17 protein-coding genes and 2 tRNA genes are annotated in these 21,712 nt (G+C 72.4%); 7 read left to right on the forward strand and 12 right to left on the reverse strand.

The window, feature by feature from the left end; translation table 11 throughout:
• Positions 1 to 303 precede the first annotated feature (303 nt).
• From EMA17_RS07005 to EMA17_RS07025, 5 genes are all read right to left on the reverse strand, one after another.
• Positions 304 to 374: transfer RNA gene (locus EMA17_RS07005), tRNA-Cys, on the reverse strand.
• A 9-nt stretch (positions 375 to 383) separates the two neighbouring features.
• A tRNA-Cys gene (locus tag EMA17_RS07010) sits at positions 384 to 454 on the reverse strand.
• 400 nt (positions 455 to 854) lie between these two features.
• The gene (locus tag EMA17_RS07015) at positions 855 to 1,754 is read right to left on the reverse strand and encodes a glutathione S-transferase C-terminal domain-containing protein (RefSeq protein ID WP_126636012.1); all 900 of its coding nucleotides are present in this window, start codon (positions 1,752 to 1,754) and stop codon (positions 855 to 857) included.
• The gene (locus EMA17_RS07020; RefSeq protein ID WP_126636013.1) at positions 1,751 to 3,721 is read right to left on the reverse strand and encodes an FAD/NAD(P)-binding protein; all 1,971 of its coding nucleotides are present in this window, start codon (positions 3,719 to 3,721) and stop codon (positions 1,751 to 1,753) included. The genes EMA17_RS07015 and EMA17_RS07020 overlap by 4 nt, the downstream gene beginning before the upstream one ends.
• A 298-nt stretch (positions 3,722 to 4,019) precedes the next feature.
• Positions 4,020 to 4,322 carry a hypothetical protein gene (locus EMA17_RS07025; protein ID WP_126636014.1) on the reverse strand — a complete coding sequence of 101 codons (303 nt, stop codon included), beginning with the start codon at positions 4,320 to 4,322 and terminating at the stop codon, positions 4,020 to 4,022.
• Between the two features lie 841 nt (positions 4,323 to 5,163).
• Here EMA17_RS07025 and ssuE point away from each other — a divergent pair.
• The 3 genes from ssuE (at position 5,164) to EMA17_RS07040 (ending at position 8,299) form a co-directional block, all read left to right on the forward strand.
• On the forward strand, positions 5,164 to 5,697 hold the full coding sequence (ssuE, locus tag EMA17_RS07030) for an NADPH-dependent FMN reductase (protein ID WP_126636015.1): 534 nt from the start codon (positions 5,164 to 5,166) through the stop codon (positions 5,695 to 5,697).
• A 71-nt stretch (positions 5,698 to 5,768) separates the two neighbouring features.
• Positions 5,769 to 6,896 (forward strand): LLM class flavin-dependent oxidoreductase, encoded by a 1,128-nt coding sequence (locus EMA17_RS07035; protein WP_126636016.1) that lies wholly within the window; start codon positions 5,769 to 5,771, stop codon positions 6,894 to 6,896.
• A gap of 11 nt (positions 6,897 to 6,907) precedes the next feature.
• Positions 6,908 to 8,299 carry an NtaA/DmoA family FMN-dependent monooxygenase gene (locus tag EMA17_RS07040; RefSeq protein ID WP_126636017.1) on the forward strand — a complete coding sequence of 464 codons (1,392 nt, stop codon included), beginning with the start codon at positions 6,908 to 6,910 and terminating at the stop codon, positions 8,297 to 8,299.
• 42 nt (positions 8,300 to 8,341) lie between these two features.
• Here EMA17_RS07040 and EMA17_RS07045 read toward each other — a convergent pair whose 3' ends face one another.
• The 7 genes from EMA17_RS07045 to EMA17_RS07075 all read right to left on the reverse strand — a co-directional run bounded on the left by EMA17_RS07045 (position 8,342) and on the right by EMA17_RS07075 (position 17,498).
• On the reverse strand, positions 8,342 to 9,286 hold the full coding sequence (locus EMA17_RS07045) for a glutathione S-transferase C-terminal domain-containing protein (RefSeq protein WP_126636018.1): 945 nt from the start codon (positions 9,284 to 9,286) through the stop codon (positions 8,342 to 8,344).
• Between the two features lie 278 nt (positions 9,287 to 9,564).
• The gene (locus tag EMA17_RS07050; protein ID WP_126636019.1) at positions 9,565 to 10,653 is read right to left on the reverse strand and encodes an LLM class flavin-dependent oxidoreductase; all 1,089 of its coding nucleotides are present in this window, start codon (positions 10,651 to 10,653) and stop codon (positions 9,565 to 9,567) included.
• The gene (locus EMA17_RS07055) at positions 10,650 to 12,281 is read right to left on the reverse strand and encodes a dipeptide ABC transporter ATP-binding protein (RefSeq protein WP_246126497.1); all 1,632 of its coding nucleotides are present in this window, start codon (positions 12,279 to 12,281) and stop codon (positions 10,650 to 10,652) included. Before EMA17_RS07055 ends, EMA17_RS07050 begins: the two co-directional genes overlap by 4 nt.
• Before the next feature lie 179 nt (positions 12,282 to 12,460).
• Positions 12,461 to 13,327, reverse strand: coding sequence for an ABC transporter permease (locus EMA17_RS07060; protein ID WP_126636021.1), 867 nt, complete (start codon positions 13,325 to 13,327; stop codon positions 12,461 to 12,463).
• Positions 13,324 to 14,256 carry an ABC transporter permease gene (locus tag EMA17_RS07065; RefSeq protein ID WP_126636022.1) on the reverse strand — a complete coding sequence of 311 codons (933 nt, stop codon included), beginning with the start codon at positions 14,254 to 14,256 and terminating at the stop codon, positions 13,324 to 13,326. The genes EMA17_RS07060 and EMA17_RS07065 overlap by 4 nt, the downstream gene beginning before the upstream one ends.
• A complete protein-coding gene (locus EMA17_RS07070; RefSeq protein WP_126636023.1) occupies positions 14,256 to 15,911 on the reverse strand; it encodes an ABC transporter substrate-binding protein in 1,656 nt (551 codons plus the stop codon). The genes EMA17_RS07065 and EMA17_RS07070 overlap by 1 nt, the downstream gene beginning before the upstream one ends.
• Before the next feature lie 606 nt (positions 15,912 to 16,517).
• Positions 16,518 to 17,498, reverse strand: coding sequence for an NAD(P)/FAD-dependent oxidoreductase (locus EMA17_RS07075; protein WP_126636024.1), 981 nt, complete (start codon positions 17,496 to 17,498; stop codon positions 16,518 to 16,520).
• A 376-nt stretch (positions 17,499 to 17,874) separates the two neighbouring features.
• Here EMA17_RS07075 and EMA17_RS55230 point away from each other — a divergent pair, with 376 nt between their 5' ends.
• The 4 genes from EMA17_RS55230 to EMA17_RS07090 all read left to right on the forward strand — a co-directional run bounded on the left by EMA17_RS55230 (position 17,875) and on the right by EMA17_RS07090 (position 21,556).
• A complete protein-coding gene (locus EMA17_RS55230; protein WP_281290446.1) occupies positions 17,875 to 18,003 on the forward strand; it encodes a hypothetical protein in 129 nt (42 codons plus the stop codon).
• A 46-nt stretch (positions 18,004 to 18,049) separates the two neighbouring features.
• Positions 18,050 to 18,670: a hypothetical protein gene (locus EMA17_RS07080; protein WP_126636025.1), complete on the forward strand. Its 621-nt coding sequence runs from the start codon at positions 18,050 to 18,052 to the stop codon at positions 18,668 to 18,670.
• Between the two features lie 310 nt (positions 18,671 to 18,980).
• The gene (locus EMA17_RS07085) at positions 18,981 to 20,771 is read left to right on the forward strand and encodes a glycoside hydrolase family 18 chitinase (RefSeq protein WP_126636145.1); all 1,791 of its coding nucleotides are present in this window, start codon (positions 18,981 to 18,983) and stop codon (positions 20,769 to 20,771) included.
• Positions 20,772 to 20,971: 200 nt separating this feature from the next.
• Positions 20,972 to 21,556, forward strand: coding sequence for a group III truncated hemoglobin (locus tag EMA17_RS07090; protein ID WP_246126498.1), 585 nt, complete (start codon positions 20,972 to 20,974; stop codon positions 21,554 to 21,556).
• Positions 21,557 to 21,712 lie beyond the last annotated feature (156 nt).

Raw genomic sequence — 21,712 nt, forward strand, 5'->3', positions numbered from 1 at the left:
GCGTCCATCGTTTGGGCGGCCCGAAGGGGGCCAAGGTTCACCCGGCGTCCGAATCTTTTCCGCCCGACCGTTCGGGCCCGTCGGCCTGCGCGCAACGACGCATCACAGACCGCGCATCACAGACCGGCATCACAGACCACGCACCACAGACCACGCACCACGTGGCACGCACCGCAGGACGCAGGACGCGGAACATGGACCGCGCATCGCGCAGCACGCACCACATGGCACTCACCACGCGGCACGCGGCACGCAACAGTCGGCGCGTATCGACAACCACGCGACGCCCATGCGCCGCTTCGGAGATGGAGGCGGGATTCGAACCCGCGTACACGGTTTTGCGGACCGCTGCCTTGCCTCTCGGCCACTCCATCGGGACTACGAGGTGGAGACGGGATTCGAACCCGCGTGAACGGCTTTGCAGGCCGCTGCCTAACCTCTCGGCCACTCCACCAGGCCTTTGTTCCCTCAGCCTTCGTTGCTCCCCAACCTCGCTACACCAACCGCCGTTTCCACCAACCGCCGCTTTCACCAACGGCCGTTTCCACCAACCGCCTCGGCCACCAGCCGCCGTGACCACCAACCGCCGTGGCCATCCCCCGCTGCTGCCCTGTCCGGGCGATCCGGTGGGCCTCCGCACCGGATCGCCCGGCCCCTACGGGGCTGCGCCGCCGGCCCCCTCCGTCCGGCGACGCATCCTCGAACCGGTCCCGCACCTCTGGATCCCCGTCACGCACGCGTCCCGACGTGCGCAGATCCCACAGGACCGACACCGACCCGACCGAAACCGGACCGGCGAACCCCATGAACCCGACGAATCCCACGAACTCCGCGAGTTCGAGGCACCGTCCGGCTCACCCCAACGCGGCCCGATCCTGCGCCGACGCCCACTGCGCGGCAGTCGGCGACGCCGGCGACTCGGGGAATCGCCGCCGCCTGCTCTCCGCCAGCACCGCGAGATCGGTGGTCTCCCGGAACTCCGGCCGGCTGTACAGGTCACGGGCGTACCCCCACAGGTGGGGGTAGTCCACCAGCGTGCGCCCGTCCTCGGCGATCGCCGCCCGGTACGTCTCCGTGAAGCGCACCAGCTTCACCCAGAACCGGACGTCCGAGATGGTCAGCCGATCCCCGAACAGGTAGCGCTTGTCGGCCAGATGCGCGTCGGAGCGCTCCAGCGTGTGGATCGTCTCGCCCTCCTCCGACGTCCACAGCCCGCCCTTGCGCGCGGCGGTGGCGAAGTCGGTGTCGGTGATGTCGATCGCCTCGCGCAGATCCTCCGGGTACAGGTCCACGGCCTGCTCGCCGACCGACTCCGGGAAGGCGACGGCGAGATCGTTCGGGATCGAGTCGTAGGCGTTGGACACGATCCGCTGTGCCTCGCGATCCCACAGCGTCGGCACCGAGATGTGCCCCGCGTACCCGGGCACGGTCGCCTCGTACGCCTCCCGCAGCAGGGTGAACCCGTTCACCGGATCCGGGCCGAACCGCTCCCGGAACGCCCAGCCCCGGGCGTCGCGTTCCTCGTCCACGTACGACGCGCCGACGATCCCGGTGAGACCGCGCGCATGTCGCACGATCGCGACGATGTGCGCCCAGGGGCAACCGTGCGCCAGATACACGTGATATCGCCCGGCCTCCGCCGGGAATTCGGCGTCACCGATCGCACCGGCGAACGGATACTCCGGGTTCGTCGCGCCGTACGGTCCGTAGCGGTCGAGATCGACGGGACTCGCATAACCGAGTTGTGTGGTCACTGACTTGCTCCTGTCACGAGTTCCAACCGATCGCCGCCCGGCTCGCCGGGCGACCTGCCGATCCGTGCCCCGGCCCGGTCGGCGGGACCGTCGACCGCCCGATCCGCCGCCGGATCGACGGCCCGCACATGATCCAATACGCTCCGGGCCAACGCGTCGTTGACCCGGAACGACGGTGCGTCGAAGCGGGGCCGGGAAAACCCCGCGCTCCCGGCACCGCCCGCCACGCCGTGCCCCACCGCGAACCGGTCCGGATGTACCGCGCCCCGCGCGTCGACCAGCCTGCGGTCGTCGGCCCGGGTCGCCAGTCGGCCGGTCGGATCCGCCGCCGCGTCGCCGCGCGCGGCCAGCCGGCGCAGCAGCGCGTCCCGGGTGCGGGCGAGCGAGGGCTCGGGCAACCGGGCCTCCACCAGGGCCCGGGTCCGTATTCGCGCCGTCGGCACCGTCGAGCTCGACGCCCACCACCCACCCGCCTCCTCGTCGGCGGTGATCGTCACGTCCTCGCCCAGGAAACGCACCACGCCGGCCCGGGCCAGAGCCAACATCTCCTCCAGGCGCGGCCCCGGCGGACCACTGGCCAGGTAGCTGAAGAAGCCGATCAGCCTGGGCAGTTGCGCCAACGGCCCCGCGCCGTCCTCGCCCCCGTCCTGGAGCCGGAGCAGCACCCCGTACACGCTCAACAACGCGTGTATCACCGCCAGATCCTGGCTGTACCCGGGATCGTGCCGCCGGGCCAGATCGCCCTCCAAGTGCGCGTACATCCATTCCTGCAAAGCATCCTCGTCGGCGAACCGCCGTCCCTGCACCGGCCGATCCAGCCGCTCCGGGTCGAACCGGTCGGCCGGATCCGGCACCGCTCGGGCGACCACCTCGTCCGGATCCTCCGCCGCCGTGAACTCCGCGTCGAACTCGGCCCATTCCATCGTGGTGCGCTCGCCGTGCGCGGTGAACAACCGGTGGTAGTGCGCGCCGGCCAACTCCCGCAGGATCAACGGCCACAGGTCCGTCGCCTCCCGCGCCGCCGCCACGGTGAAGTGCCGGGGGAGCGGCGGCCGTTCGCCCGACCAGGCATAGCCGGTCTTGGACCGGTACGGCACCCCGCGGCGCGACGCGGCCAGCAACAGCGGCTCGCGCCCCGACGGCCGGTAGCGCAATACACCCTCCGCGTCACGCTCGAACGTACCGCCGCGTCCGTGGCTGAGCCGAACCATCAGATCGACGAACGCCAACCCGATCCCGCGCACCAACACCGGCTCGCCGGGGCGCAGCGCGTCCAGGTCGAGGTCGGCGGTGTACCCCGTCGGGATGTAGGTCAGCCCGTGCCGGCGGGCGAACCTGATCCGCTCGCGCTCGTCCGGCGAGGGTTCCACGTCCAGGTGGCCCTGCGCCAGGATCACCGCGTCCACCTGGAGCGGCGGCCTGCGCCCGGCCAGGTGCACCCGCTGTCGACGCGGTCCGTCGGTGACGTCCACCACCACCGTCTGGTGCACCAGCACCCGTACGTTCGCCGGCGCACCCGCCACCGATGCCCGAAAGAACCAGGCCAGGTAGGCGCTCAGCAACGGTCGGGACGGAAACGACGTCGGCGTGCACGCGGTCAACTCATCCGCGAACGGCGCCAGTTCGTCGGATCCGTCACCCCCGCCCAGCTCCCGGGCGCGGTCCGCGGCCCACTCGGCCAGCGAGGGTCCCGGCCGGATCGGCCCCTCGATCGTGGATGCCTCGTCGGTGAACAGGGTGATGTCGGAGGCCAACGAATTCGCCCACAGCAGCGGCGACTGGGCCCGCCGCCACACCCGACCCGCACCCGCTGGGTAGGGGTCGACGACGTGTATGTGCAGCGGGCGGTCGCCGAGGAGTTCGGGCACGTTGGCCAACAGGCGTTCGAGCACGGACGCGCCGCCCGGACCGGCGCCGACGATGCAGACGGCGACGGGGCGAAGGCGGCCGGACGGATGGTCGGGCATGGCTCTCCCCTCGTGGGGCACAGCAGGAGTACACGAACCGGCGCGCCGGCGTCCGGACGAGGGGACGCCACGCGGCGGCGGTTCGATCGGGTGGGAATCGGGTGGGAGGGGCCTTGCGCCACAAGGCCGGGTGCGCGACCCGGGCGGGAGCTCAGGAGTCCTCGGGGCGGCGCCGCGAACGGCGGCGCACGGTCACACCGAGGAGCGCGGCGGCGAGGTCAGCCGCGCGGACGACACAGCCCGCCGGCCACACGACACAGGTCGATGGGGCGGCACGACACGAGGAAGAGGTCGGGGCTCACGACGTCGACGCTACGGAGCCGTCCGACGAGTTGTCAACGTCCGACAGCCCCGATCGGCTGGTCGCCGCACCTGCGACGATCAGGAAATGCCGTACCGGCGCGACGAGTTCGAGACCCTGGAACACGTAGTGGCAGCCGCGGGACACGGTCGGCGCCGCCGACGCGGCGGCGCACCCGAAGGTGTGCCCCGACCCGAGGCGCCGGACGAGCGCCACCACGTCCGGAAGCGGCACCAGGGCAAGGAATCCGCCGCTGGGCAGCGGGTCGAACAACACGATGATCCCCACCGCGACCGGCACCGTGACGACGATCCCGTAGAGCTAAGCCCGGACGACCCGGCCCACCGAACCGGCCCCGACGCCGCCTCCTGCCGAACGCGGGCCGGCCGAACGCGGGCCGGCCGGCGCGGGGCCGGTCCGGGTCGGGACCGGCCCGGTCCGCGGCCCGGCGAACGCCGCGCCGCACCCCCACCGACACCGCCCGGCCGGCCGACGAATGCCCGATGCCGAACCACCCCGCCCGCTTCGGACAATTGACCGAGCACCGCCCGGCGGGTTAGGTTCCGGACCATCCCGCCGTGGCACTCCGCCACGGCCCAGCGAGGGGAACCCGGTGGCGCACCACGCGCGACGCAGCGACGGGGCGGTCATGTCCGCCGCCGGTTGGCTGCTGTCCGCCCGCCTCCACATCGACCTCGGGCGTGTCACCAGCGCCGCCTGTTGTCGCTGACCGCAGCAGGGGTACGAGCACGCGGCCGAGGCCGCGCGGCCGACGCCCGATCGTCCCGGATCGGCGCACCCGATCGACTCGCCGCACACCACCGTCGCCACACTCGGCGCGCCGTCGAGGCGCACGGGTAGACCCGCCATTCGGCCCCCGCTTCGGCGGCCGAATGGCGGCGAACGCCCCGACGGACACGGCGGACGAGTCGCCACCCGGGTACGGACGGCCGCCCACGGCCCGACCGACCGCCGCGCACCCCACCAGCCCCGCCCCCGGCATCCGCCCACCCCGGTGCCCCGCGACCCCCGGTGCCCGGCCCGGTGCCCCCGCGGCCCGGCACCCCACGACCAAGCACCCCACGACCAAGCACCCCCATCCCCGACCCCGCCCCAGAACCACCCGAACCGAGGTAATCCCATGGCAACCGTCCTGACCGTATGGGGCAGCCCCTCCGCGACCTCCCGCACCGGCGCCGTCGCCCGCCACGTCGCCGCCCGGCTGGCCGCCGACGGGCACGACGTGTCCACCCTCGCCGTGCGCGACCTGCCCGCCCAGGCCCTCCTGCACGCCGACTTCGCCGACCCCGACCTGCGCGCGGCCCTCGCCCGGGTCGCCGCCGCCGACGCCCTCGTGATCGCCAGCCCCGTCTACAAGGCCGCCTACAGCGGCGTCCTCAAGACGTTCCTCGACGTGCTCCCGCAATTCGCCCTGCGCGGCAAGGAGATCCTTCCGGTCCTCACCGGCGGCACCCCCGCACACGTCCTGGCCCTCGACTACGCGCTGCGCCCGGTGCTGACCTCGCTCGGCGCCGACCACGTCGCGCAGGGCTGGTTCGTACACGAACGCTTCGTCACCGCCGCCGGCGGGATCGAGGCCGAGGGCGTGGCGCCGCTGGAGGAACTCGCCGACGCGTTCTCCACCCGGCTGCGCCGCCCCGCCGCCGTCGCCTGATCCGCGCCGCTCGGCGCCCCGCCCCGCCGACCGGCCCGGTCCGATCCGCCCCTCACCCCAAGGGAGTTCGCATGACCACCGGCCACCCCCACCTCGGCGTCGCCCTCGACGGCGCGGGCCGTCACCCCGCCGCGTGGCGCTCGCCGCACGCCCGCCCGGCCGACCTGTTCGACCCGCACTACTGGGTCGCCCTCGCCCGCACCGCCGAACGCGGCCTGCTCGACTTCATCCGCCTGGACGACTCGCTCGGCCCACCGTCCGCCCGGTTGCCCGGCCGGCTCGACGCGGTCTCGGTGGCCGCGCGCGTGGCGCCGACGACCGCGTCGATCGGCCTGATCCCGGCCGCCACCACCACCCACACCGAGCCGTTCCACGTCTCCACCGCGATCGCCACCCTCGACCACGTCGGCCGCGGCCGCGCCGGCTGGTGGCCCAAGCCGTCGCGCACCCTTGCCGAGGCTCGCCACTTCGGCCGCAAACCCGTCGCGCCCGACGGTGAACTCACGGATGAGCAGGGTGAGTTCGTCGACGTCGTCGGTCGGTTGTGGGACAGCTGGGAGGACGACGCGATCATCCGCGACATGGCCACCAGTCGTTTCCTGGACCGGGAGAAGTTGCACTACGTCGACTTCGAGGGCACCTACTTCGACGTTCGCGGCCCCTCCATCACCCCCCGCCCGCCCCAGGGCCGGCCGGTGATCGGGATCACCGTCGACGGCCCGGACACGCTGGAGATCGCCGCCCGGTTCGCCGACGTGCTGTTCGTCGACGCCTCCGGCCCGGACGAGGCCCGACGGCTGCGCGACCGCGCCCACGCGATCGCCGAGGGCAACGACCGCGACCCGGCGGAGCTGCGCGTACTCGCCGAGATCACCGTGCACCTGGCCGAGAGCGAACCCCAGGCCCGCCGGCAACGCGCCCTGCTGGACGCGCGCTCGGACGTCCCCGTGCCCGACGGACTCGCCTTCGTCGGCACCGCCGCCGTCCTCGCCGACCGCATCGCCGCCTGGTACACGGGCAACGCCGTCGACGGCTTCACGCTCGTCCCCGGCGTGCTCCCGTGGGACCTGGACCGGATCGTCGAGGACCTGGTCCCGATCCTGCGCGACCACGGCCTCGCCCGCACCGCCTACACCGCCGACACCCTGCGCGGCCACCTGGACCTGCCGCGTCCGGCCAACCGCTACGCCCACACCTGAGGAGGGTACGCATGCCCCACTCCCAGCACCCCCGCCACCGCACGCGCATCCACCTCGCCGCCCACTTCCCGGGCGTGAACAGCACCACCGTGTGGAGCGACCCGCACTCCGGCAGCCAGATCGACTTCGCCTCGTTCGAACACCTCGCCCGCACCGCCGAACGCGGCAGGTTCGACTTCTTCTTCCTCGCCGAGGGCCAGCGGCTGCGCGAACACCAGGGCCGCATCCTCGAACTCGACGTCGCCGGACGCCCCGACGCGCTCACCGTGCTGGCGGGCCTGGCCGCGACCACCGACCGCATCGGGCTGGCGGCGACCGCCACCGCCACCTACAACGAGCCGTACGAACTGGCCCGCAGGATCGCCTCGCTCGACCACCTCAGCGCCGGCCGCGCCGCCTGGAACGTGGTCACCTCGCCCGACGCGTGGACCGGGGAGAACTTCCGCCGCGGCGGCTTCCTGCCCCGCGAGGAACGCTACGAACGCGCCGCCGAGTTCGTCGAGGCCACCCGCACCCTGTGGGACAGCTGGGCCCCCGACGCACACGTCGCCGACCGCGACACGGGCGTGTTCGCCGCCGCCGACGCGGGACGATTCGCGCACCACGGACGGCACTTCGGCATCGACGGTCGATTCACCGTGCCGCGCGGCCCGCAGGGCAGGCCGGTGCTGATCCAGGCCGGCGACTCCGAGGACGGCCGCGAGTTCGGCGCCGCCTACGCCGACGTGATCTTCTCCCGGCACGGCCACTACGACGCGGGACGCGCCTTCTACGCCGACCTGAAGGGCCGCGCCGCCCGACACGGGCGCGGCCCCGACGAGATCAGGATCCTGCCCGCGGTGACCGCCGTCGTCGGCGCCACCGCCGAGGAGGCGCAGGAGAAGGCCGCCTGGATCCGCCGGCAACAGGTCAGCCCGCGCAACGCGATCCAAAGCGCCGAACAGGTCTGGGGCCGCGACCTGTCCGACCTGGACCCCGACGGCCCGCTCCCGGACTTCGACCCCGTCGCCGACGGCGCCTCGATCAGCCGCGGCCGGGTCCGCTCCGGCACCGACCCGCTGGAGACCGCCCGCGCCTGGCGCGAACTCGCGGCGGCCAAGGGAGGTTTGAGCCTGCGCGAGGTGGTGATCGAGATGGCCGCGCACCAGACGTTCATCGGCACCGCCGAACACATCGCGGACCGCATGGAGGTGCACGTGCGCGACGGCGCGAGCGACGGCTTCATCCTCGTACCGCACCTGACCCCCACCGGCCTCGACGACTTCGTCGACCAGGTGGTGCCCATCCTCCAGGAGCGCGGCGTCTTCCGCGCCGAGTACGAGGGCACCACCCTGCGCGAGCACCTGAACCTGCCCATCCCCGGCCCGGCGGCCGGCCACCGTCACGACGACGTGGCGGTGTGAGCCCCGGCCCGAAACCGAGGAACCCCCACCGCCCCCGCCGACTCAGCTCCAGTCGTTGAGCGCGATCGACACCCCCGAAGCCGCCGGGCCACGACAGTGGCTCCGGTGGTTTCGGGCGATGTGGTCCAGGCGCAGGTTGTCGCGGAACGCCGGGATCAGGTTCAACCGCCGCGCGTAGGCCCACAGATGCGGGTGCGCCCCGAGCCGGTGCACGTCCGCGGCGTCCAGGTGCCGCTTGTGCACCGCGTCCAGGTGCACGAGGGTCACCCACAGCTGTACGTCCGCCGAGGTCAGCCGATCGCCCAGCAGGAACGGCCGCACCGCGAGCCGCCGTTCGGCCACCGCCAGAGTGGCCAGCACGGTGTCCATCGCCTCCGCCCGCCGCGACCCGGCCGGCGCCCGCCCGGCCCGCTGCGCCGCGTCGGTGACGTCCTCCTCGAACAGGGTGTCCAGCGCGCACAGTTCCTCGCGCCGATCGGCCGGATACAGGTCCGGCCCGCCCCCGAAGGCGGTGGCCAGGTCGCGCAACACGTGCGGCGCGTGGTTGCTGACGATGCGTCCGCTCCACCGGTCCCACAACACCGGCACGCTCACCGGCCCGTCGTAGTGGTACTCGGTCGCCTCGTACGCCTCGCGCAGGAACGCGAACCCGCCGATCGGATCCAGACCGTGGCCGTCCCCGTCGCGAAACGCCCAGCCGCGCCCGTCGCGCACCGGGTCCACCAGCGACGTGCCCACCACGTCGCCCAGACCCTTCAGGTCCCGGGTGATCGCCACCCGCAGCGACTTCGGGCAGGCCATGCACAGGTACAGGTGGAAGCGGTACGGCTCGGCGCGGAACCCGGCGCCGATCCGGCCGCGGAAGCGCTGCATCGGCGGGCGGATGGTCTCCAGGCCCGGCAGCGGCGACCCGGAGTGGCGGGCCCGGTAGCGCCCGTGGGTGCGGAAGTCGATCGGTCCGGCGGCCTTCGGGGGTGTCGTGGACATACGGGTCTCCCTCGCGCGGGTCGTTGAGTGTGGCAACGGTCGAGACGGCACGGCACGGCGTGGCCCGACCCCGAAATCCGGGCGGACCGGTGGCGTGAAACTCAGACCGCGCGACAACTCGCGCTGCACACGCGCAGGAAGTCGATGTGGCGGCGGATCAACAGGTGAACGGCGATCAGGACCCGCGCCCTCGGCAGAACCGGGCGGGGGCCCGCGTGACACACGCAGCCGTCCATGGCTCGGATTATTCGCGCTGTGGAGCGCCCCCGCAAGGGCCTTCACCGATCCCCGGCACCGATTCCCGAACCCGCCGATCCCGCCCCCCGCCACACCCGCGAGGGCAACGCACGACGCAACTCCGGCGCCACCTCGTCCGCGAACAGCTCCAACACCGCCCGCCGCTCCGCCCGATCCAGGCCCTCCGTCCCGATCGCCTGCACCTGATGTCCGTACGCGGCGTGGTAGCGACCGATCTTGTCCACGATCTGCGCCGGACTGCCCACCAGAGCCGGGCCGTTGGCGACGTTGTCCTCCAGCGACGTGAACGGCGAACGGTTGTGCCGCGCCGCCGCGGACTTCGCGAACGCGTCGTAGTACGGCCGGTATCGCGCCAACGCCTCCTGCGACGTCGGCGCCACATAGCAACCGCCCGCACCCGAACCGACCACCGCGTCCGCCGGATCGTGCCCGTACGCCGCCCAACGCTCGCGATAGTGCTCGATCAGATCCGCGTACTTGGCCATCGGATGGAAGCCGTTCGCGGTGAACAGCGGATCCCCCCACTTCGCGGCCAACTCCGTGGACGCCCGACTGGTCGCGCTGCCGTGCCAGATCACCGGCGCCCGCCCGTCCGGACGCGGGAACGGGCGCGGCTGGGTGGTGACCTCGTGCAGCGGGGTACGAAAACGCCCCGACCACGTCACCCCCTCCTCGCTCCACAACCGCCGCAGCAGCTCGAACTTCTCCTCCTGCAACTCCCACTGATCCGCCTCGTCGAGGCCGAACAGCGGGAAGTGCCGGGGGTCGTTGCCCTTGCCGACCATCAGATCCAGCCGGCCCTCGGACAACTGGTCGACCGTCGCGTAGTCCTCGGCGACCCGCACCGGATCGAGCACGCTGATCACGGTCAACGTGGTCAACAGCCGGATCCGCGAGGTGCGCTGCGCCACCGCCGCCAGGATCACCGGCGGCGCCGAGGACAGGAAGGGCTCGCCGTGCCGCTCACCGACCCCGAACGCGTCGAACCCCAACTCCTCCGCCAGCGCCGCGCTCTCCACCAGATCCCGGAACCGCTCGTGGGCCGGCGCCTGTTCGCCGGTGAGCGGATGCGGCGCGTTGGCGCCCAGGGTGAACACCGCGAACTTCACGACACCGCCCCCAGCGGTCGCGGGCGCCGCCGCCCCGGAATGGCCGCGATCAACTCGCGCGTATACGGATGGGTGGGCGCCGCCAACACCTGCTCGCAGGCGCCCTTCTCGACCAGCCGACCCGCGCGCAGCACACCCACCCGGTCGGCGATCTGCCGCACCACGGCCAGGTCGTGCGAGATGAACAGATAGCTCACCCCCAACTCCTCCCGAAGCCGGGAGAGCAGATCCAGGATCTGCGCCTGGACGGACACGTCCAGTGCGGACACCGGCTCGTCGCACACCACCAGATCCGGCTCCAGCGCCAACGCCCGGGCGATCGCCACCCGTTGCCGCTGCCCACCCGACAATTCGGCCGGTTTGCGGCGCAACACATCCGCCGGCAGGGCCACCTGGTCGATCAGCGCCGCCGCCCGGGCCCGCTGCTCCGCCCGGGTGCCGACCCGATAGGCGCGCAGCGGCTCCTCGACGATCTCGGACACGGTGAAGCGCGGATCCAGCGACGCGTACGGGTTCTGGTACACCAGCTGCATACGCCGGCGCAGCGCCCGTGCCTCGGCGCGCCCGGGCCGGGTGACGTCCCGGCCCTCGATCAGCACGCGCCCCTCGGTGGGCGCCTCCAGGCCCAGGATCATCCGCACCGTGGTCGACTTGCCCGAGCCCGACTCGCCGACCAGCGCGAAGGTCTCGCCGCGCCGCACGGTGAACGAGACGTCGTCCACCGCGCGCAGCGTGCGCGGCCCCTCCTTGGTCCTCGGCAGCGCGAACTCCTTGACCAGCCCGGTCACGGTCAACAGCGGCTCGGTCCGCGGCACCGGATCGCGGACCGGACGCGGCCGGACCCGCCGCCCGGTCAGACTGGGCGCGGCGGCGATCAGCCGTCGGGTGTACGGGTGTTCCGGGTCGGTCAGGACCCGCTCCGCCGGTCCCTGCTCGACCACCTCGCCGCGCGACATCACCACCACCCGCCGGGCCCGGTCGGCGGCCACCCCCAGATCGTGCGTGATCAACAACATCGCGGTGCCGTGCGCGTGGGTCAGTTCCTCGATGTGGTCCAGGATGTGCCGCTGCACGGTGACATCGAGCGCACTGGTCGGCTCGTCGGCGATCACCAGCTTCGGCCGGCACGCCAGCGCGATGGCGATGAGCACCCGCTGGCACATGCCCCCGGACAACTCGTGCGGGAACTGCCGGGCCCGCAAAGCGGGTTCCGGCAATCCCGCCTCGTCGAGCGCGGCCACCGCCCGCTCGGCGGCCTCCTTCCCGCTCGCCAACCCGTGCACGATCAGCGCCTCGGCGACCTGATCGCCGATCCGCCGCACCGGATTGAGCGAGACCATCGGGTCCTGCGGGATCAGCCCGATCGAACGGCCGCGCACCGCACGCAGGTCCCGCTCGCGCAGCCCCAGCAGGTCACGATCCTCGAACAACACCCGCCCCGCGCCCACCCGTCCGCCCGCCGGCAGCAGCCCCACGATCGCGTGCGCCGTGGTGCTCTTGCCCGACCCCGACTCGCCGACCACCGCCACCACTTCGCCCGGCAGCACGCTCACGTCGGCGGCCGTCACCGCGTCCACCGACCCGTTCGACGTGCGATACGACACCCGCAACCCGCGAACGTCCAGCAACGGCGCCTCCGTCGGCGCCACGCTCGACGCGCCCGACCCACCCGACGCGCCGGGCGTACTCGACGCCCCCGCCACACCGGCCGCCCCCGGCGCCTTTGCCGACGCCCCGGCCACTGCCGGGACGACCCCCACCGCCCGCTCCGATCGCCGAGCCCGCCCACCGCGTACCAGGCCGCCGCTCATCGCTCCCGCCTCCGCTCTCCGTCCAGGGCCCGCGAGACGCGGTTCGCCGACAACACCGTCGCCGCGATCACCAGACCGGGAAATGTGGTCAACCACCACGCCGTGGCCACGAACCCGCGCCCGTCGGCGATCAACACGCCCCACTCCGGCGTCGGCGGCGGCGCGCCGAACCCCAGGAAGCTCAGCGCCGACACCGACAGGATCGCCACCCCGAACTCCAACGCGGCCAGTACGAACACCGGCCCGGACGCGTTCGGCAACACGTGCCGCGTCAGGATCGCCCCCGACCGCACCCCGCTCGCCCGCGCCGCCTCCACGTACACCGACGAACGCACCCGCAACACCTCCGCGCGCATCACCCGGGCGAAGGAGGCCACACTGGCCACCCCCACCGCGATCGCCACCTTCGTGGTGCCGAAACCCAGCGCGCTCACCAGCGCCAGCGACAACAACAGCCGCGGAATCGCCTGCACCACGTCCACCGTGCGCATCAACACCGCGTCGAGCCACCCGCCGACGAACCCGGCCACCAGGCCGAGCCCGCCGCCGACCACCAGGGCCACCGCCACCGCGACCACCGTCGCCCGCAGCGAGAGCGAACTGCCGTGCACGACCCGGGTGAACAGGTCCCGCCCGAGCTGATCGGTACCGAACAGGTGCGCCCCGCTCGGCCCCTGCAACCGCTCGCGCGGCGTACCCACCAGGGGATCCCCGTCCGCGAGCAGCGTCGGGAACACCGCCGCGAGCAGCACCAGCGCCAGCACCACCAGCGAGAGCAACAACCCGGGCCGGCGCACCACGAACCACGCGTGCCCGCGCGCCGCGGGCACCACCCGCGCGCCGAACCCGGTCGCCGTCGTCACACCGTCCTCCCCACCCGCGGATCCAGCAGCGGATACAGCAGATCCACCACCAGCGCGACCACCACGAACACCACCGCCGCCAGCAACACCACGCCCTGCACCACGGCCAGGTCCTGGGTGTCCACCGCCGCCGCCGTCAACCGACCCACCCCGGCCCGGGAGAACACCGTCTCCACCACCACCGACTCCATCAGCAGATTCCCCGCCACCACCGCCGCCAGGGTCAGCGCCGGCAACGACGCGTTGCGCAGCGCGTGCCGCAGATGGATCCGCACCCGACCCGCCCCCTTGGCCCGCGCGGTCTCCACATACGGCTCGGCCAACTCGGTGGTCAGGCTCTTCGCCAACACCTGCGCGATCATCGCGCCCGCCGGCAGCGCCATCGTGATCGCCGGCAGCACCAGGCTCTCGAACCCCTCGTTGCCCATCGCCGGCAGCAGCCCCCACTGGAACGACACCACCTGGACCAGCAGCAGGCCCACCCAAAAGCCCGGCATCGAGATCCCGATCGCGGGCAACGACAACAACACCTGACGCAGCGCCCGCACCCGGGTGAACGTGGCCGCCAGCGCCACCGCCCCACCCCCGAGCACCGCCAACACCATCGCGCACCCGGTCAGCGCCAACGTCTGCGGCAGCGCGTCGGCGATCGTGCGCACCACCGGCGCCCCCGTCTGCGCCGACCGCCCCAGATCCCCGCCCAGCGCGTCACCCAGGGCGTGCGCGTATTGCAGATACAGGGGGTCGTCCAGGCCGTACTCGGCACGCACCGCGTCGATCTGCGCCGGCGTCGCCGTACCCTCCAGACCGCCCAGCCTGATCGACAACGAATCCCCGGGCAGCAGGTACAGCACCACGAACGAGACGGTGAACGCCGCCCACAGCACCACCACCGCCTGCAGCAGCCGGCGCAGCAGATATCCGCGCATCAGTTGCCCACCCACGCGTCGTGGAACTGCAGCCGCGAGGACGCCTCGAAGGTCAGCCCGTGCACCTTCGGACCCAGCCCGTGCACCTGCGCGAGCTCGAACAGCGGGACCACGTAGGCACGATTGGTGACGATCCGCTGCGCCTCGGCGACCTTCGCGAAGCGCTGCGCCGGGTCGAGGTTCTGCGCCTGGTCGTCGAGCACGGTGTCCAGGTCGCCGGAGGGAATCCGGAGCCGGTTCACCGTCCTGGTGCCGAACAGGGTGCGCAGGATGTCCGGGTCGGAGCGGGTGACGTTGTAGTAGGCGAAGTCGTAGTCGCCCGAGTTCTGCACCTGGTTCTGCTCGCCGGCGGCCAACTTGCGCAGCCGCAGGTCCACCCCGACCCGGCGCAACTGCTGCTGGACCAGTTCCAGGACGGACTGGCTGGCGTTGAACAGCGGCGCGAAGATCACGTCCACGCTCAGCCGGCGCCCGTCCCGGACCCGGACGCCGTCCGAGCCGACCCGCCAACCGGCCTCCTCCAGGAGCCGTTTCGCCCCCTCGGGGTCGTATCCCAGCTGCGCGGACAGGTCGACGTAGCCGGGCGTGACCGAGGCCAGCGGCGAGGTGGCCGCCTTGTACTTCGGGGTGAGCACGGTCTGCGCCACCTCGGGCCGGTCCACCGCCCTGGCGATCGCCCGGCGGACCGCGTCCTCGCCCAGGATCGGGCGCGAGACGTTGGCCTGGAGGACGAACACCACGCCGGGGTTGGGCCGGGTCAACACGGTGTAGCCGGCGGCGAAGCGGGCCTCGTCCTGCGGCTGTACGTCGCTGATCGCGTCCACCTGACCGGACTCCAGGCTGCCCGCGCGCACCCCGGACTCGGGCACGATCTTGAACACCAGCCGATCCAGGTACGCCTCACCCGGGTGGGCGAACAGCGACGAACCCCAGCCGTACCCGGCGCGCTTGGCCAACTCCACGCTCTGGTTCGGCTTGTACGAGCGCAGCGTGAACGGGCCCGAGCCGACCAGGTCGCCCTGGCAGCGTTGTTCGGGGGTCTTGGCGAGGGTGGCGGGGGAGAGCAGCCCCAGCGACATGGTCGAGGTGGCCTGGAGGAACTGGGCGCTGGGTGCGGCGAATTCGACCCGTACGGTGGTCGGGTCGAGCACCGCGGTGCCCCGGTAGCCGGCGAGGTAGCTGCTCGCCACGGTCGCCTTGGCGCCCAGCGCCACCACGGCGTCGAGGTTGGCCTTGACGGCCGCGCCGTCCAGCGGGGCGCCGTCGGCGAACGTCACCCCCGGGCGCAGGTGGAACGTGAACGCGGTGGCCTGCGGGTTCACCTCCCACGAGGTGGCCAGCCAGGGTTTGATCTCGCCGGTACGCCCGTCCTGGTCGGTCAGCGAGTCGACGAGTTGGCGACCCACGTTCAGGCTCGCGTTGGTGCCGAACTGCTGCGGGTCCAGGCACGTGGGGTCGGCGGCCAGCGCGAAGGTGAGCGTGCCGCCGGCCTTCGGCGGGCCGACCTCGGCGGAACTCGCCGCCGGGCCGCCGGCGCCGTTGCAGGCGGCGACCAGGGCCAGGGCGGCCGTCGCGGCGGCACCGGAGCCGGCGGCGCGGCGCAGTCTTCGGAGGGGAGCGGAGGCGGGGTCGGCGGCGGATCGCGAGAGGCGCATGTATATCTCCGGGCAGGACGAATTCACGCGGCGGCGCGCGTGATTTCGGGCAGGGGATATCCATCGATTCACGGGCGCGCGGCGGCGTGCGAAACCCGACGGAAATCGGGCCGGCGCGGGACGCGGCGAATCGAGGGAAGGAATGTGGAACGGCGGGCGGAGACCCCGCGATCACCGGGATCGGCGCGATCGACGAGGGGGATCCGGCGGCGGAGCAGCCCGGTCCGCGGCGGTCAGCGAGCCCGACAGGCCGAGCTGTAGACCCGGCCGAAATCGACATACCTGCGCGTGCACAGGGGAGTTCGCGGGCGGTGCACGGCCGCGCCGAGGGGCGCGACGGCCTCGACACGCCGCGAGGAGACCCCGGGCGTGGAGGCGGTGACCGGCACCACGAGCGTCATGACGTCCTTCGACAACAATGGATCGATATCCGTACCGGCGAGAGCCTATCGAGTCCGTAGTGGCGACAACAAGTGGTAATTCCGCTTTTCGGTGGCGGGTGTACGAAAACCCGCATCGGGCGGCAATATCCGCAGGCCCGGCGCCGGCGATATCGCCGGCGCCGGTGGACCGACCGCGCGGTCGCCCGCGCGGCCCGCCGGCGGCCTACGGGACGTCGGAGGAGTGGCCCGGGAAGACGTGCGCCGAGGGGTCGATCACGGTCATCGCGTTGTTGACCGCGGTCGCCGCCTCGCCGAAGCCGGTGGCGATCAGCTTGACCTTGCCGTCGTAGTCGACGATGTCGCCGGCGGCGAACACCCGCTCCAGGTTGGTGCGCATCGCCTGGTTCACCAGGATGTGGCGCTTGCGCTGCTCCAGGCCCCAGTGGGTCATCGGGCCCAGGTCCGCGACGAAGCCGAGCGCGGCCACCACCGCCTGGACCGGCAGGGTGCGTACCGCGCCGTCGAGCTTGCCGACCACGTCCGCCGCCCGGACCTGTCCGTTGCCGAGCAGCGCGGTGACCTCGGCGGAGGTGATCACCTCGGCGGTGGAGGCCAACACCCGCCGCACGGTGTGCTCGTGCGCGCGGAACCTGTCCCGCCGGTGGACCAGCGTGATCGACTTGGCGATCGGCTCCAGGCTGGTCGCCCAGTCGAACGCCGAGTCGCCACCACCCACGATCAGCACGTCGAGTCCGGCCAGATCGGCCAGGCGCGGCACGAAGTAGCGCACACCCTCGCCGGTGAACGCGTCGGCCGCCGGCAGCGGTCGCGGACTGAAGGTGCCGATGCCGCCGCTGATCAACACCACCTTGGTGCGCACCACCAGGCCGCTCGCGCAGGTGACCGTGACGCCCTCCTCGTCCTGCGCCAACTGCTCGGCGCGGTGCCCGAGGAGGTAGTTCGGCTCGAACGGGGCGGCCTGTTCGACCAGCGCGTCGACCAGGTCCTGGCCCTTGATCGCGGGGAAGCCCGCGACGTCGTAGATCATCTTCTCCGGGTACATCGCGGAGATCTGCCCACCGGGTTCGGGCAGCGAGTCGACGAGCGCGGTGCGCAGGCCCCGGAAACCCGCGTAGTAGGCGGCGTACAGGCCCGTCGGGCCCGCGCCGACGACGAGCAGATCGGTGTCGACGGTGGTGGACACACGCGCTCCTTCCCGAGCGGGGTTGCCCGGACACTAGCCCAAGGACGCAGGGGCTTCTCCGAGTTCGTGCCCCGCGTCACACGAACGGAAGCACCGACCGCACGCGAGGTAGCCCAACGGTGGGCAAAAGTCCATACGTGACCGTATGGAAACCGTGGAACTTGTTCTCATCCGGCTCGCCGATCGTTAGGGTCCCGTGCATGGAGTTCTCCTGCGCGCCGCCGCGACGATCGGCGCTTCGGCGCCGATCGCGATGGGCGCGGACCACGGCCGCGCCCGGCCTCGGCGCCACGGCCCGCCCCGGGTTAGCCCCGGAGCCGCACCGCCCGCGCGTGCCGCGCCCGGTCGACTCACCCTCACGGGCGAAGGCGAACGTGTGTGCGGCAAACTGGCGGCGCCCGCGCACCGCGGCGTGATCGAGGTCGCCTGCCGGCGGCTCGGTCCCGCTCCGGTGCGCGAGTTCGCGGCGCCGCGCCCGTGGGGCGAGGCGGCCGCGCCGACCTGATCCGCTTCGAGCCCGTTCGAATCCCGCACGACCGCGAGGACGCACCATGACCCTGTTCCCCGGCAGGGACTCCGACGTCACCACCGCCGTCGCCGCTCTGCTGGCGAAGTGCCGACTGTCGATACCCCGCACCTGGATACTCACCGCGCTCGACTACGCGTGGCACGACGAGCGCCCCGTCGTGGTCCTGCGCCACCAGCCCGCCGGCGATCCGCGCCCCGGCGGCGCGCACGCCAGCGTGGTGGTCGACCGCGCCGACGGCACCCTGCTGGGCTGGACCCGGCTGGACGGCCCGCGCCCGGGGCCGCTGCCCGGCACCGAGGAGGCGCACGCCGCCGCCGAGGCGTTCTGGCACCACGTCGATCCGCTGCACGCCGAGGGGCTGACCGTGCAGTGGGTCGCACAACACGACGAGACCATCGCCACCACGTCCGGTCGGGCGGGTTCGGTGAGCGGAATGAGGGTCAACGCGCGTCACATCAACGGGCTCTACACGTGGGCGGTGCTCGCGGGGGACCTGTCCGTGCTCACCTACGAGCGCGACGTGCAGTGGGACGAGCGGGCCGCCCGGCGGCGCACCCAGATGTGGCTGCACGACCGCTGGCGGGCGGCCGTGGACGGCACCGCACCGGCGCCCGGCGCGCCGTACGCACCGGCCCGTCGCTGACTTCGTACCGGATCAACTCCCGGAAAATTCCGGCAAGTTCGTCGAACCCCCAGCTCACGCGGGTCCTTCGGGGTCCGCGTGCGGCGTTTCCGGCGCCGGGCACGGTGGTTGGTCCAGACCATTTTGGTACAGACCATTGACCTCTGGTCCAGACCTTTCCTACGCTCACGGGGACCCGCGGTGGGGTGGCCGTCGAATCGTTTCCCCACCGGCAGGTGCACGTCCCCGCATGTCTGGCCCCACTCGAGGAGCACCCTTGAGCACAGGAACCAAACAACGCACCACCCTGTCCCGACGCACTCTCGTCGCCATGATGAGCGCCCTGCTGCTTCCCCTGGCGGCAATGGTCGGCCTCGCGTCCCCCGCACAGGCCGCCGGCACCACCGCAACGTTCGTCAAGACCTCCGACTGGGGCTCCGGCTTCGGCGGAAGCTGGACCGTCAAGAACACCGGAACCGCCGCGATCAGCTCGTGGACCCTGGAATGGGACTTCCCCGCGGGCACCGCCGTCGGCTCGTCCTGGGACGCCACCGTCACGCGCACCGGCGACCACTACAGCGCCAAGAACGTCGGCTGGAACGGCACCGTCGCCCCCGGCGCCTCGGTGACCTTCGGCTTCAACGGCACCGGGCCCGGCAACCCGACGGGCTGCAAGATCAACGGCGCCTCCTGCGACGGGGGACCCACGAACCCCGGCGACAACCCGCCATCGGCGCCCGGTACGCCCGTGGCGAGCAACGTCGGCGACAACGGCGCCACACTCACCTGGACCGCGGCGACCGACGACCACGGCGTCAAGAACTACGACGTGCTGCGCGGCGGCACCAAGGTCGCCACCGTCACCACGACCACCTACACCGACGGCGGCCTCGCCGCGGGCACCGACTACACGTACACCGTCGTCGCCCGCGACAACGCCGACCAGACCGGCCCGGCGAGCGCCCCGGTCACCGTGCACACCACCGGCGGCGGCAACCCCGGCGGCGGCAACGCGGTCAAGCTCGGCTACTTCACCAACTGGGGCATCTACGGCCGCAACTACAACGTGAAGAACATCGTCACGTCCGGCTCGGCCGCCAAGATCACCCACATCAACTACGCCTTCGGCAACGTCCAGGGCGGCAAGTGCACCATCGGCGACTCCTACGCCGACTACGACAAGGCCTTCACGGCCGATCAAAGCGTCAGCGGCGTCGCCGACAACTGGGAGCAGCCGCTGCGCGGCAACTTCAACCAGCTGCGCCAGCTCAAGGCCAAGTACCCCAACATCAAGGTCCTGTGGTCCTTCGGCGGCTGGACCTGGTCCGGCGGCTTCGGCCAGGCCGCGGCCAACCCCGCCGCGTTCGCCGAGTCCTGCTACAACCTGGTCGAGGACCCGCGCTGGGCCGACGTGTTCGACGGCATCGACCTCGACTGGGAATACCCCAACGCGTGCGGCCTGACCTGCGACACCAGCGGCGCCGCGTCGATCAAGACGCTGCTCGCGGCCACCCGCGCCAAGTTCGGTGCCAACAACCTGGTCACCGCGGCGATCACCGCCGACGCCTCCTCGGCGGGCAAGATCGACGCGGCCGACTACGGCGGCGCCTCCGCGTCCGTCGACTGGTACAACGTGATGACGTACGACTTCTTCGGCGCCTGGGACGCCAAGGGCCCGACCGCCCCCCACTCGCCGCTGACCTCGTACACCGGCATCCCCAAGGACGGCTTCAACTCCTCCGACGCCATCGCCAAGCTCAAGACCAAGGGCGTACCGGCGAACAAGCTCCTCCTCGGCATCGGCTTCTACGGCCGCGGCTGGACCGGCGTCACCCAGGACACGCCCGGCGGCACCGCCACCGGCGCCGCCCCGGGCACCTACGAGGCCGGCATCGAGGACTACAAGGTGCTCAAGAGCAGCTGCCCCACCACCGGACTCGTGGCCGGCACCGCCTACGCCAAGTGCGGCAGCAACTGGTGGAGCTACGACACCCCGGCCACCGTCGCCTCCAAGATGAACTGGGCCAAGGCGCAGAACCTGCGCGGCGCGTTCTTCTGGGAGTTCAGCGGTGACACCACCAACGGCGAACTCGCGGCCGCGATCCACAACGGCCTGGGCTAGCCCCGAAGGCGCGGCCACGAACGCGGCCGCCTTCACCGCTTCGTGACCGCACGGTCGTGACCGGGCCCACCGGGGTGCCCGGTCACGACACCCCCCGAGCGGGCCCGCCGTCCACCGGCGCGGACGACGGGTTCGGCACAAACCGTGCGGGCGAGGTCCCAGGACCCCGCCCGCACGGGCCGTTCGCCTACGCTGGCCGAGTGAAGCCCGCGCACCACACCCACCTCGACCTCGGCCTCCGCGCCACCACCGAGAGCCCGGCCGCCGGCGCGGGCCCCGCTCCGGAGCCGGCGCCCCATCCGGACATCGAGACCCGCGCCGACCTGGAAACCCTCCTCCGCCGGTTCTACCGAGCGGCCTTCGCGGACCCCGTCATCGGCGCCCACTTCACCGAGATCGCGGGCACCGACCTCGAGACACACCTCCCGCGGATCACCGACTTCTGGGATCGCGCCCTGCTACGCGGTGCCGACTACCGAGGCGACCCGCTCGCCATACACCGCACCCTGCACGAGGCCGCCCCGCTGACCGCCCGCCACTTCGGCCGCTGGCTCCAGCTGTGGCGCGCCACCGTGGACGGCGCCCACGCGGGCACACGCGCGCGGCGCGCCAAATCCCAGGCCGAACGCATGGCCCAAGCCATGCTCCGCCACCTCCCCACCCCCACCACACCGACCGAGCACCCCCAAGGCGGCTTCATCCCCCTGGCCACCCTCCACCTACGCCACCCCAAACCCACCCAAGCCCCACCCCAGGACGCGCTCACCCCCAAACCCACCACATGAGAACAGCCAAGCCACAACCCGACCCGCCCGCCGTTCGAGAACAACCAATCCGCAGCCCGGCTCCGAAGGCGTACCGACCCAACTCCATCCGGTCCGGCGTTTGAGGACAGCCGGACCGCAGCCCGGTCGCGGGGGCGTCGGGGCCCAATTCCAGCC

The sequence above is a fragment of the Embleya hyalina genome, assembly GCF_003967355.1.
GTDB lineage: Bacteria > Actinomycetota > Actinomycetes > Streptomycetales > Streptomycetaceae > Embleya > Embleya hyalina.

Bases quoted from the DNA above. Each gene is read 5' to 3' on its own strand.
- EMA17_RS07020 (WP_126636013.1), bottom strand. From the start codon at position 3,721: ATGCCCGACCATCCGTCCGGCCGCCTTCGCCCCGTCGCCGTCTGCATC.
- ssuE (WP_126636015.1), top strand. From the start codon at position 5,164: ATGGCAACCGTCCTGACCGTATGGGGCAGCCCCTCCGCGACCTCCCGC.
- EMA17_RS07035 (WP_126636016.1), top strand. From the start codon at position 5,769: ATGACCACCGGCCACCCCCACCTCGGCGTCGCCCTCGACGGCGCGGGC.
- EMA17_RS07040 (WP_126636017.1), top strand. From the start codon at position 6,908: ATGCCCCACTCCCAGCACCCCCGCCACCGCACGCGCATCCACCTCGCC.
- EMA17_RS07045 (WP_126636018.1), bottom strand. From the start codon at position 9,286: ATGTCCACGACACCCCCGAAGGCCGCCGGACCGATCGACTTCCGCACC.
- EMA17_RS07065 (WP_126636022.1), bottom strand. From the start codon at position 14,256: ATGCGCGGATATCTGCTGCGCCGGCTGCTGCAGGCGGTGGTGGTGCTG.
- EMA17_RS07070 (WP_126636023.1), bottom strand. From the start codon at position 15,911: ATGCGCCTCTCGCGATCCGCCGCCGACCCCGCCTCCGCTCCCCTCCGA.
- EMA17_RS07080 (WP_126636025.1), top strand. From the start codon at position 18,050: ATGACCCTGTTCCCCGGCAGGGACTCCGACGTCACCACCGCCGTCGCC.
- EMA17_RS07085 (WP_126636145.1), top strand. From the start codon at position 18,981: ATGATGAGCGCCCTGCTGCTTCCCCTGGCGGCAATGGTCGGCCTCGCG.